The 12,301-nt window shown below is 67.6% G+C and carries 9 protein-coding genes and 1 pseudogene; 3 read left to right on the top strand and 7 right to left on the bottom strand.

The genetic code is table 11. The annotated features are described in order from the left end of the window. Positions 1-7: 7 nt before the first annotated feature. Positions 8-214 carry a transposase gene (locus tag ACFP1Z_RS33780; protein ID WP_465269297.1) on the bottom strand — a complete coding sequence of 69 codons (207 nt, stop codon included), beginning with the start codon at positions 212-214 and terminating at the stop codon, positions 8-10. 1,386 nt (positions 215-1,600) lie between these two features. Here ACFP1Z_RS33780 and ACFP1Z_RS32765 point away from each other — a divergent pair. Then, positions 1,601-1,879: a helix-turn-helix domain-containing protein gene (locus ACFP1Z_RS32765; RefSeq protein WP_390321587.1), complete on the top strand. Its 279-nt coding sequence runs from the start codon at positions 1,601-1,603 to the stop codon at positions 1,877-1,879. Between the two features lie 1,216 nt (positions 1,880-3,095). Here ACFP1Z_RS32765 and ACFP1Z_RS32770 read toward each other — a convergent pair. The 3 genes and pseudogenes from ACFP1Z_RS32770 to ACFP1Z_RS32780 form a co-directional block, all read right to left on the bottom strand. Beyond that, positions 3,096-3,323: a chaplin gene (locus ACFP1Z_RS32770; RefSeq protein WP_390321572.1), complete on the bottom strand. Its 228-nt coding sequence runs from the start codon at positions 3,321-3,323 to the stop codon at positions 3,096-3,098. A gap of 1,463 nt (positions 3,324-4,786) precedes the next feature. Continuing rightward, positions 4,787-4,987 (bottom strand): annotated as a pseudogene (locus ACFP1Z_RS32775) (IS5 family transposase); the annotation flags it as partial. Positions 4,988-5,244: 257 nt separating this feature from the next. After that, entirely contained in the window at positions 5,245-6,591 is a 1,347-nt protein-coding gene (locus ACFP1Z_RS32780; protein ID WP_390321575.1) for a hypothetical protein, read from the bottom strand. Between the two features lie 201 nt (positions 6,592-6,792). Here ACFP1Z_RS32780 and ACFP1Z_RS32785 point away from each other — a divergent pair, with 201 nt between their 5' ends. Next, complete coding sequence (locus ACFP1Z_RS32785; protein ID WP_390321577.1) at positions 6,793-7,371, top strand: hypothetical protein; 579 nt, start codon at positions 6,793-6,795, stop codon at positions 7,369-7,371. Between the two features lie 2,885 nt (positions 7,372-10,256). Next, complete coding sequence (locus ACFP1Z_RS32790; protein WP_390321579.1) at positions 10,257-10,715, top strand: hypothetical protein; 459 nt, start codon at positions 10,257-10,259, stop codon at positions 10,713-10,715. A 94-nt stretch (positions 10,716-10,809) separates the two neighbouring features. Here ACFP1Z_RS32790 and ACFP1Z_RS32795 read toward each other — a convergent pair whose 3' ends face one another. From ACFP1Z_RS32795 to ACFP1Z_RS32805, 3 genes are all read right to left on the bottom strand, one after another. Then, positions 10,810-11,088: a hypothetical protein gene (locus tag ACFP1Z_RS32795; RefSeq protein ID WP_390321581.1), complete on the bottom strand. Its 279-nt coding sequence runs from the start codon at positions 11,086-11,088 to the stop codon at positions 10,810-10,812. A gap of 314 nt (positions 11,089-11,402) precedes the next feature. Beyond that, positions 11,403-11,900, bottom strand: coding sequence for an NUDIX domain-containing protein (locus ACFP1Z_RS32800; RefSeq protein WP_390321589.1), 498 nt, complete (start codon positions 11,898-11,900; stop codon positions 11,403-11,405). A 27-nt stretch (positions 11,901-11,927) separates the two neighbouring features. Beyond that, positions 11,928-12,301, bottom strand: a 374-nt coding sequence (locus ACFP1Z_RS32805) for a transposase (RefSeq protein WP_390321583.1), incomplete at its 5' end; no start/stop codon positions are given.

A 12,301-nucleotide genomic window follows, 5' to 3' on the forward strand; every position in this document is an offset into this window, starting at 1 on the left:
GATTGTCTCAGATGACGACGATCGGGGCGTCCAGCTGCCGGTGGGCAGCGATGAGCAGGTCGCGGAAGTCGGTCCAGGCGAAGCTCTCGCGTGCGCCTTTCTGGCCGCTGTGGTGGTAGGGCCGGTAGATCAGGCGGGGCCGGTCCCCCTGCCTGTAGCAGGCGAGCGCGGCCACGGACAGGCAGCGGGTGGTGCGGCCCCGGACCCAGACCACGGGGGTGCGGCCGCGTCAGGTCCGCTTGGTTGCACAGCGCCTCACGGCGCTCGGTCTCCTTCACCCAGCCCGTGATCGCGTCAACCTGGAGCGCATAGAGCCTTGCAAGCAGGGCGCATTCGCTGCCGAGCGCGATAAATAATCATCTCCACGGCCTTGGGGGTCGTGTTCAAAATAGCCGCCGTCTCGGAATTCGTGTATCCATAGGCAGCGGACATCAGCGCAACGCGACTCCGATTATCCACTGTGGACAATATTTCACTAACATGCATCCGCGCGACAACGACGGACGCTGGATCACAACAGCTAGACCTCCACCGAAAAAGTTCAGCACCGTCAACATAATTCTCCCCGCGCCGATTTTCACGCACCCAACGCCGGTATTCGTTAGGGAAGCACAGAAGGCATTGACCGATAAAGTAGGAGCGCAGGTTTGCCGCCTGATTGCGATCCCAGCCCTTCCCTGGGTCCTGCAAGCGTAGATTTTTTAAGGCCACAGCCACTACGATCCCGGCAAGTTCGCTGACAGAGTCGGGATCAGACCTCACAGACAATGGAACAGACATGTGAATTCTGGCAAGATTCAGCAGTCGAGACGAAACCGTCCCTTTTGCTATCCATGCACGCATTACCGAGAACCCATATTCGCCGAGGCAGGATTCCCGGCCACCCGGACGCGAATTCGACACAGAGACCTCCGGCACTTGTTGTCAGATCCGGGGTTTGAAAGTGCTACCGGCCGAAAAACCCTTAACCCGGCAAGTGGGTATCTGCCGCAAATTGCCGCCAAATTGCGGGCAGGGTGAGAGACGGAGACACTTACCAGGCTGGGGCATTCGCAGCTCTACGGCTGCTGCAGGGCATGCAGGAGCGAGCAGGCACCAGGTCACGAATAAATTCTCCAGGCAGTTAAGAAAGTGCGAAGATTCTGATGAGGGAAAGGCCAGGTAGCGGCCGACGGTTTCGGTGAGCTTCTTGCGGGTGTCAGCAGCGCGGGTTGGTCCTCTCAAGGGCTTCCGCGCTGGTTGGTTCAAGGGATTTCGCGAGACCGTGAGGAAAAATCTGCCAAGTCACATGTCAGGGCGTCGGACAGGGAGGATCGGCAACGCCCAGTGGGCTTCTCAGTAAAAAGGCTGCCACAGAAAACATGCCGTGGTCGGCCCGTAGGTAAGAGGCTGAATTTGGTCCTGGAGCTGGAAAATTGGGCAGCACCCGCCAGACTCTTAGCCAAGCGTGACATAAGGATGGGCCGCGCATCAACCATCCTTCAAAAGGAATGCAGTTCGACAGTTCGAATCTCTAGAGATCTTCTCGTAAGCGTGCTGGGTTGCCTGCGTTGGTCTGGTCGTGCAGGTGGTCTCCGCTCAGCGTCGTGAGTTCGTCGAGGTGTTCACCGGGCTTCGCCCGCGGCAGTTCCAGCGGCTGGTCAGGGCCGTTCACGGGGCCGGTGGGCAGGACCTGGATCCCGGCCGGCCAGGTCGCCCGTGGTCGCTGTTGCCGGAGGACCGGGTGCTGCTGGTGGCGATGTACTGCCGGACGAACCTGTCCATGCCCCAGTTCGCCCCGCTGTTCGGGATCTCCACTGCGGCAGTCGGCCGGATCCCCTCTCCAAGGCCGCCGCCCCGATCGCTGCCTCGGCTATATTCTCGCTGGCCATACAGGTGATCCTCCCTGATCGGAGTTACACCGTTCTATTGGCTCTTCCAACATTTTCGTAGCTGTTGGTCACCTGAACTGGCCTGTGGCTCAGAGGTATTAAGGTGGCACGCTGGCAGCGTGTGCCATGGGGCTGGAGGACCTGCTGCCGCAGCTGGCCACGGTGCAGGTCGAGACGGTTGAGGCCGGGCGAGAATCTGGTATGGATGAGGGCACGGACGCACGCCGACATCCCGGCTTCCTGTCCGGGGTGCCGACGGGTGTCGAGCTGGGAGCACAGCCGGTATGTACGGCATGTCGCGGACGGGGTCGTCGGTGGCCCCCGGTAATGATCGACCTGTCGGTGCGGCGGATGTACTACGAGAACGAACCCGGACTGTGCGAAGCAAACGTTCGCCGAGCAAGTCGCGGGACTGACGGTGCGCTACCAGCGCCGGACTCCGGCCCTGCAGGCTGTCGTTGAGGAGGTGGCCCGCGCCCTGGCGGGCACGGTTGGCGCCTGGGCACCTGCACCAGCTGCTCGGCTGGGCCAGCATACTGGCCTGTCCTGCGTGTCCCCCTGCCCGAGCGGCTGGTGCCCCGTGTGCTGGGGATCGATCGGTCACTTCGTAGCAGTCGACACGATCGACCGTACACGCGCGCCGACCTACCAAAGCCCGCTGCCTTACAATCACCATGGCCGGTGCGCAGCACCAGGCCCCCGGGTATCCCAAAGCCCGGGGTTGCTGCGGCCCGCAGCTCAACTGTCCTCTCTTCACGGGACAGCGGCGAGCGCGGAACATCGGCCTAGCGGACCGGGTACCCGGGCTCTCGAAGGGCCTCCCGGTCCGCCTCTTGGGTTCACCGACCATATCGTTCGGCTGCTCGAGTCCGTTGGCTGACAACACAGTTGTGTCGGGGCCCCACAGCGGTCCCGCACCTGAACGCGGGTATTAAGAACCGCCCCGGGCCTGGCCTGGCGGGATCCAACGGCGATAACTACCGTCGCACTAGCAAAGTCTGAAGACTTCGCCCCGAGGACCAGAAAGGTTATTCAACACTGGTTCTGCAGCTCAGGGACACGGTATCTGTCCGGCTGACAGGTACCTGGAGGCTATCTAGCCTCGCCCGACGGATGTTGCGGTTCAGGAGCTGAGAGGCGGTCACCGACCTGCCCTAGCCTGGACGCCAACAGGTTCTGGATAATCTTCCGGCGCTCGATAACTCCAGCCGACGGCTGGCGGCCCTACTTGTTGACGCAACGGTTGCCGACAGCAGGGTTGAGGAAGCCGATGAAGTCGATGGTGTTGCCGCAGACATTGGTGTCGACGTCGACGGGCAGGATGATGACGTTGCCCGACCCCACACCCGGGGAGTGCTCAGCGTGGGCGCCGTCATGGGCAGCGGCCACGCCGGCACCAGCGAACATCAGACCACCCGTGACAGCCGCACCCGCGATGATCTTCTTAACCATTCTCTCTCCTTAGAAATGCTGATACGACCAGTCAGGCCGCACACTCATAGAACGATCAGATCTCAGCCGGGACACTTCGAAATTACGAGCGAAACCTCGGGGCGGATGCGTCACGACCACCAAGATCCCTGTGTCGACCGCGGAGGTGTTCAGCGAGGCGTCTGACTCGGACCCTGACTTCGGCCGCACACCGAAAGACCTGGCAAAACGTCAGGGAACCAGCCCACCCTGACGAGTACAGATGCCGAGCGTCAGCGATCTCGGAAGCTGACAGGCCGAGTCCGCCGCTCTCCGCCGGGTTGCCACGAGCCCTCAGCAGTCCCGGAACAACCCACCGATCCGCGAGACGACCGCACTACGTCGCTGACTCTGTCGGTGCGCCCGTCCCCGGGCCTGGCCGATGCGGCGCCGACGCGCCATCCAGGAGGTTCGCCGGGCAGGCAAGCCAGATCCCCCGCCCGGCGGAACCACCCCCGCGTACCGCTTGTGCCGAACCTTGCCAACACAGTTCGGGAGCGGTGAGCGGGCAACGGCACCCCGGAACTCCTGTGCCCCGGGCGGCTGGTGCCCTCTGCTCAAGCTAGGCCCACCGGGCAGCCGTCACCAGATGGTCCCTACGCACATCCGTCATTTATGGGACCCATGGCCGCCTACCCCAACTCCTTCGACACCCCGCAGGCAACGACCCACTGAGACGCCAGCCAGCGCCAACTCCGCGGTCATGGCGGTATTCAGGCGAAGCAGGGCCCGGCCAGTCCTCTCTTCTGGGGTGGATCAAGCCCGCCGCATCGACCGAGGTCCGCTTCGGCACCTTCCGGGCCGGGGCCGTCGACGTCCCGCTCCACCTCACCGCCGACGCCGACGCACTGCCCACCACGCGGACCGAGGTCGGCTGGGAGCAGCTGCGCGCGGTGGAGAAAGGTCGGCGCTCGCCGCCCTCCTGCCCCAGCCGGCCTGACCGGCTCCCCGGAAGCGACGGCGTCCCATCACCTTCGGCTGTTGCGCGGGGAAGATGTGTCTCCATTCCGGACGGGCGTGTCGCAGCCCTGGGAATTCAGGAAACTCCCCGTGAGCACAGTCTGCGGTCAGCAGGATGAGCGTATGGGGCATAGGGAAATGGGTCCGGGCCGGATGCGGCCGATCCTGGGCAGGTATCCGGAGGGCCCGGTGGAGGCGGTCGTGGAGGCCGACGCGTCGCCGCCGCGCTTGGATGTGAACACGGTGCTGGTTCGGGGATCGTTGTTCGGGGTAGCCGTGCAGGACGTCGGCGAGACACCTCGGTGGCGGGGCGTGGTCGCGGTTGATGGCGATCCGCGAAATTGGCTCTGGTCGGCATCTCGTGACGGTCACGCTAGCAACAGGGCGCAGGTGCGGAGGAGTTGGAACGACTCGCAGCCGCATATCTGCCACTTGATCATCTTACTGAGTGTTTGGTCCGCATATTCGCGTTTGGTTCCGGCAGGTCAGGCGCCGCGCCAGTTGGGGGTGGTTTCGCCGGTGAGGCGGCGGCTCATGAGGTCGATCATCGCGAGCTGGATCATGGCTTCGGAGCGGTGTGGGTGGGTCTCGTAGTCCTGGGCGAGTTTACGGTGGTGCATGAGCCAGCCGATGCTTCGCTCCACCGCACAGCGTTTCGGGATCGGGATGAATCCCTTGGTCCCGGGGTGCGGGTGGTGATTTCCATATTTCGCCGACCAGTGTGCACCGCATCTGGCGGGCCTTCGGCCTGCAGCCGCACCGGGACGAGGAGTTCGAGGCCGCGCCCGGTCTCGCCGCAGTCCGAGACGGGTCCGGTTCGTTTCGAGGGACTGGCTGAGCTGGTGTTTTGCGGAGCAGCCCGGGAGGTGCTGATCGCTCCTGCCTTCGGCATGTCAACGGCCATCGGGGCGGTGCCGTACCTCTGCCCGGTGTTTGGGAGGTGTCATAGCAGGGTGGTGAGGAGTCGGTTGCCGAGCTGGGTGACGAACGGTTCTGTCTGCCAGGGTGTGAGTTCGTGCCATGCCCATTGGATACGGCGGGTGGTGATGCGGCTGGTGTGCGGGGGTGCGGTGTCGAGGCTGTGGTGGAGGAGTTCGGCGGCGGAGCGCGGTTCGCCGGCGCGTACCAGGGCTGTGGCCCGCTGGGTGAGGACGATGGCGTGTTGTGCCTGGCCGCGGGTGTCGGCAGCGGTGTGGGGGACGGTACTGAGGTCGTCGTAGGCGGTGCGGGGTTGGCCGGTGTAGAGTCGGCAGACGGCCTCGAAGCCCGTGAGGTGCTGCGGGCCGAAGACCAGGCCCGCAGGCCCCACTGGGGTGTCGTCGGCCGGGGAGTGTGTGTCGTGGGCCGCCCGGTGCAGGGCGGTGGCGGCAGCGCGGTGGTCGCCGCAGCGGGCGGCCAGGCTGGCCAGCCAGCCGTTCGCCCACGCACGCACGGCCGGGTCGGGGCAGTGGTGTGCCTCGCGGGCAGCGGCCTGGGCCAGTTGCCGTGCCGTGCCGGCTCCTGCGCTGGAGTGGAGGGCGACGAGGGCATGGTCGAGATGGACCAGGGGACGCCAGGGTGATCCGGCGGGCAGGAGACGGGCCTGGCGGGTGGCCTCGGCGAAGTGGGCCCGCGCGGCTGCGTCGTCGTGGGTCTCGAAGGCAAGCCGGCCCGCCAGGCAGAAAACGGAGACGGCGGCCGTGTGCAGTTCCGGCACAAGGCGTTCGGGGACCGGCCCGGCGAGGAGCTGCCGGGATGCTTCGACGATGGGGGCCAGCATCAGCTGGAGCCGGGCGAAGGGCAGGCGGTCGAGCTGGTCCCGGACCTGTGAGACTGCGGTGGCCAGTTGTGCGGCCACCTCCTCGTCCAGACGGGCCGGATCTCCCAGTGCCGCCTGCACAGCAGACGGGAGCAGAACGTGGAGTGCGATGCCGCTGCTGGTGAGGGTGCGGGTGACGTTCTCCCGCAGCAGGCGCAGCTGTGCGGCCCCGGCGCCCATGCAGGCGAGGGCGAGGAGGAGTTCAGAGAAGTCCGACCCCGGCCCCAGCGCGGGACTACCGGCCGGAGTACGGGCGTAGAGGTGGGCGAGCAGCAGCTGGTGCCGCTCGCTGGGGAGGACCGGCGCGCTGTGGTGCTCCCAGCGGGAGAGGGACCGCATCAGCCCCGCCGTGGTGGGGAGCCGGGACGGGGGATGTGCAAGGAGGCGTGCCTGTTCCAGCAGGGCCCGCGCGCAGCCGGCCAGGGACAGGCCCCGGCGCTGCCGCAAGGCCCTGAGTGCGGCGGCCCCGGCCACCGAGTCACTGCGCGCCATGCACACCCTCTTCCGGCCCGACGCGCGGCGACGCCACGCGTGAGGTGTCAGACAACTCCCCAAGTCTTGCGGGGCCAGACCCTGTTGATCAACTCTGTGTCATCACCTGTCACCTTCCCGTGGTATCACTGGACGTGCTGAGATGGTTCAGTGTTCAAACGGGCCGCCGTCGCTGACAGAGACCGGGAGTACAGGCGTCTCGTGGACGCGCTGCAGCACGCCTGCCGGCCGCCCTGGCTCAAGCTGCCGGAGTCGGGGCAGGGCCGGGACACGATGGCGGTCCCGGAGCCCGGCCGGTGGATTCCCGGGGGACAGGGCGTGCACATGGTGGAAGCCGGGGACAGGCACGGCTGGGACGCCGTCCGCATGCCGGCTGCCTACGCCTGTGCCGTTCTCGACGCGCTCGGACAGGACACCGGCGCGGTCATCGACGACCAGCTCAACGGCGTCTACTACTGGCTCGTCCCCACCCGGGCGCTCGTCCTGCCCCCCGTGAGGGACTGCCCCTTCGACGTCCTGGGCAACGGCACCAGCATCGCCGTCCCAGGGCTCGCGCGCCAACGGCCGGTCACCTGGCGCGTCCAACCCCTCCCGGACCGGATCCTCACCTGCCCCCGGACCCTGAGCGCAGCCATCATCACCGCAGGTCTCGCAACCACCGGCGAGGCAGCCGGACAGAGGCGGCGAGTCAGCTGTACACCACCACAGCACGGTCACTGGTCGGCACCCGGACCAGCCGGCCCCCTTCGGAGGCGTTCACCCGGGCCACCATGGCCATGAAACCGTCTCCCTCCAGCGCGCCCCCGATGATGGCCGCCCTAAACGGCGACCCGCCGGCCCGGCTCATGCTCGCTTTCCACACGAACGGGCTCCCTCTCCCCGCTGCCTGCGGCAGCCAAGTGACGGCATCGACCGCCCCCAGTAATCCTGCCCATCCAGCGCTCCAGGGCCGGGCCATGGCACCCCCGTTCGCCTCGGCCATGGGCGATCTCAGTGCGCAGTACCGGCCGTTGGGCGACGCACAGCCGTTGCAACGGACCGCCGCCGACACCCTGGTCATGCTGCCCGAGGTCAACGCGTGCCAGGAGCAGCCACAGGCCGAGCAGCCGCTCAGGGAGTGGGGTACGGCGGGACGCCTGCCGATACGGACCCAGCACGCCGAGCGGAATGCTGCGGCCCCGGGAGATACCGCCTCCTTACATGCATCCCGTCCTTTTACGTCTGCGATGTCATGGAAAGCAAAGCAGGCGATCCGTACGGCACCGGCCACACGGAAATATCCGCATCCCGACTCGAAACCCACCCGCTCGGCTTCTCCTGCCGCCAGGATACAAGAATCGTTCCTGCGTATATCTCCGAGAATACATTTACGCCTGGTGAGGACAGTTGCTCTGCCCCATGGATAAAGTCTGCCCCGCAAAGGCTGCGGTCTGTACGGGCCAGAGGTGCGCTCCCCAGCCGGGAGAACTCTGCCGCCAGCAGAGTCAACTCTTGCTCTACCGGCGGACGGTGGCACGGTCAGCGATGAGGCGGCTTCGCGGGATATCGCCATCCATTATCGTTCTCCTGTCCACCTTGACAGGGCTGGTTCTCGGAAATCTACTGAAGTGAGACAGGTGATTTCTGCACCGCAGCATGTTCCTGGTTCGGCTTGCACCGGAGGCCCACCCTTCCGGCTTTCCGGGGGCGTGTTGTGCCGGTGTGCGAGCGTTCCGGCGCGAGCCGGGGCACGGCCCGGTACTGCAAGATGAACGGTGCCGAATTGCTGCGGACAGCGCCTCGATACCCCTTGCTCACACCGTCCGGCACATCCACGAACTCCCCACCACGGAGCCCTCGTCACGGACGACAATAACCGCTGAACCCGGCCAGACCGCCACAGCGGCCGGGCCACGCCCGGCAGTTCAACGGACACCCTCCAACCGGCAACTGACACCCCGGACGCAGCGATGTCCGTGGACACCGAGCCCGGCGGTGCATCACAGCGACGGCGCCGGTAATCCTGCCGACCAGTCCTGTCGTGGCGGCATGGGGCATGCTGTACAAGACCCCGGCTCTGGACGCCGACGACCACCATGTGCTCGATGAGATCGAGCAGATGCGAGTGCGGCTGCGCCACCAGAAGCGGGAGCAGCCTCGCCGGTCCGGCCAGCTGCGGCGCAACCCCACGGCCTGTGCCATCGCCGGCTCGAACACCATCGAGGGTTACGCCGCCGCCACCGTCGATGACATCGAGGCCCTGATGGCGGGCGAGGAGCCGTTGGAGACGGCGAAGCGGACCCGGGCGAGCTGGCGGATACCAGCGGGCGATGACCTACATCCAGGCTCTCGTCGGCGCCGGGGAAGGCTTCCGCTACGACGCCGGTCTGCTGGGCCGGTGGCACTTCATGCTGCAGGGCCACCATCTCGACAAGCACCCGGGCCGCTGACACGACGGTCCGATCTACATCACCAGCGCCCAGAACACCTACCTACCGCGTCCTGCAACAGGTCGGCCCTGGGCCCCCGCCGCGATACCCACCCGTGGATCCTCTTCTGCCCGGAAGCCCACTACCGCCAGGCCCAGCAGGCACAGCGCCGCACCGACCTGCTCTCCCGCGCCCCACCTAAACGAGACCGCCGAGCACGACGCCCCCTTGTCACTGGTACGCCGAAGACTCCCGTCAAGTCTGTCCGCCATCACCACTGACACAGCATCAAATCCACCAAACCCATCCCAGAAAACCCACGTTACCCCTGCACTCCCCCTACATAGCGATGAGTCCCGTCCTCCACCGGGAACCGGCGCAGCAAAGCGGAAAGGACAAGCCCCGGACCGCAGCCGGGAATTCCCACCGGGAGGAGACGACAGCTCCCGGCCACACAGCCCAGCCGCCCCGCGCGCAAGGACGGCCAAGACCTCAACCACCCCAACGAGCGGAATCGTGTACAGGTTCACCGACCCGCGCACCGGGCGCAGCACCGCACTCCCCCGCCCACGTCCCCGGAAAGGCTGTGACACCCTGGCCCTGTGCCCGGCCGCGTGGGGCCCCACCCCGGTGGGGGCGGCCGGGCCACAGCCAATAGTCCCGGCCCGGCACGTCTATCACCCGTGGGGGACCTCCGCGAATCCACTACGGCAGGACAATCCGCAAGAGGCCATGGGACCGGACGCATTGAGCGCGACCGGTCCCGCGCGTGCCGCGGAGCGTGCATATGACGACGACCGGCCCGCACGCATAATCATGCGGGTCCTGCCCAGCCACAGCCCCGAAACGCACAACGAGACCCGCCCCTGACCCCCGCGAGGGAGAGCACCGGGAACGGGTCTCGTTGTGTGCACTCAACAGCTGATGCCCCTCACTGAGCAAAAAGCACACCAGCCGGAGGGCTGACCCCGTATCGTCGAAGCTACCGGTGCCCTCAGCCCGTTCAACGAGCCAGCACGCAGACAGACACGCGGCGTGGCCTTCGTCTCCGGGAGGCGCGGCCGGGCGCATACTGGCCCCACGCACCCATCTCGCGCGTAACCAGCGAGCAGGGACACGCGCCCGTCCCTGCCCGCCGGGCAGCCGTGCACACGGGGCATCGTCACCCCCCGCTTCTGGCACCACGGACACTCCACCGCCCCGGCCGCACCCGCGCCGGCGGACGGCCGTGCCGCGCCTGCGGACACTGTCCCCGCGGTGGAGGTGCCGCCGCCGCCCGAGGAGTACCGCGAGCGCATCGCCGCCATCACCGCGGCCCTCGCCCCGCCGCACGACCCCCGCCGCCTGACCGCCGCCGACACCGACGCCGCGCAGCTCGACCGCGAGTTCACCGCCCGGTACGGGGACACGCACACCCACACCGTCCAGATCCGCGAACTCCGCGGCTGGACCGCCCACTTGAAGGGCGAGCCCGCGACCGCCGCCCGCTGGTACCTGCACACCACCGGCCTCCAGGCCCGGATCTGGGGAGCACACCACGCCCTCACCAAGGCCTCCGCACACCGGGCGGTACAGCACTGGAACGGCATCACCGACCCCGCCGACCGCCTCACCGTGGGCGCGGAACTGCTGCCCATGCTCACCGCCGTCACCGGCCAGGACAGCACCGCCTACCGCACCGTGCACACAGCCGTCGACACCGGCCGCACGAGCTGAGGATGGCAGCGCTGACGGTCCCGGCCAGGGCCGGGCCCAGCTTGACGAGATCGGCGTGAGCCTCGGGGGCGTTGCACGACCCGGTACGCGCAGGTCACCAGGTGGAGCCTTCCTGCTGCTGGCACCACTCCAGCGGGTGGGCTTCGAGCGTACCGTCCTGGAAGCACCGAACCTGGTCGTCGCCGGAGGGGTGGGCGGCCTCGATGACGATGCCGGACCACAGGGCGAGGATGTGCGCGCGCTCAGCCAGCACCGCACCCGCCAGGGCCTGGTCGAACTGGGAACGCATCGGCGGCGGCAGAGCGCGGCGGATCTCGGCGCCGCTGCGCAGCTGGTCAGTCGGGCCGTACGGCTCTATCGGCTGTGCGCCCACGGCGGGGCCTCCTCGCAGTCACCCGCCACGGTACCGCCCTTACGTCACCGTACGGGCAGGCTCCAGCGGGCCGACGCCGTTGGAGAACATGTGCATCACCGGGCGGCCTGCGGCTGGCCTCTGCGCCGCCCGGCGTGTGACCGTGCCCCTGCAGGCAGCGCCGGAGGCAGTCCTGTCCGTGATGTTGCGGCACCAGGGCCGAGCTGGGTACCGCAGCGCGTGGCCAGCGTTGTTCCTCGGCCGATAAGCAGGTGGCGGGCAGCAGGAGCGGAGAGGTGTGACGTCCCGTCTGCTGCCCGCCGGTCCAGGGGCGGCTATGCCGCGGCAGGGTGCGCCGGCTCGCCGTCATGCAGCTCGGCGACGCTGCCGTTCGTCAGGGCCGCGAGCGCCGCGCGGACCCGCTTCGCCTGGCGCGGCATGCAGTGCTCGCCGAGCTCACCGGCGCGGATCCATTTGTAGCTGAGCAGGTCCGGCGCCCGGCCCCCGGCCGACCGCAGCAGTTTCACCTCGACCGTGCCGGTGAGCGGGGCAGTCGCATAGACGAGGTCGACGCCGGCGGACGCGGTCCCGGTGGCGGGTACCCAGTCGTGCACGAGCAGCCGCGCCGGCTCCACGTCCAGACAGGTCTCCTCGCGGACCGTGCGGACGAGCGCGTGCGACGGCGCCTCTCCCTCACGCATCGGGCCCCCGGGCAGCCGGAAGTTCCGGCCCGGCTCGTCCCCGGCGCAGCAGGGACCGACCATCAGCACCTCCGGCTCGTCCGGGTCCTCCTGGCCCGGGCGCAGGATCAGCGCCAGGGCGGTCCTGCGCAGCGGCGGGGGGTGCCTCTATGTCCTTCGTCAAGCGAAGCGAGGCGTTCGGGGTTCGTAGAAGGTGCCGTCGCGGAGCATCGCGAACAGCACGTTGATGCGTTGCCGGGCCAGGCGGAGAAGTGCCTGGGTGTGGGTTTTCCCTCTGGCTCGGCATTTGTCGTAGTAGGTGCGGGAGGCGGGATCGTGCAGGGCGGCGAACGCGGAGAGGAACATGGCGCGTTTGAGGACGCGGTTGCCGCCTCTGGGGGCGTGTTCGCCGTGGATCGAGGTCCCGGACGACTTGGTGGCCGGGGCGAGGCCGGCGTAGGAGGCCAGGTGGGCGGAGGTGGGGAAGCTGGTGCCGTCGCCGACGGTGACCAGCAGTGTGGCGGCGGTCCTGACCGCGACCCCCGGAATCGAGG

It is taken from the genome of Streptomyces gamaensis, assembly GCF_042656465.1.
Lineage (GTDB): Bacteria > Actinomycetota > Actinomycetes > Streptomycetales > Streptomycetaceae > Streptomyces > Streptomyces gamaensis.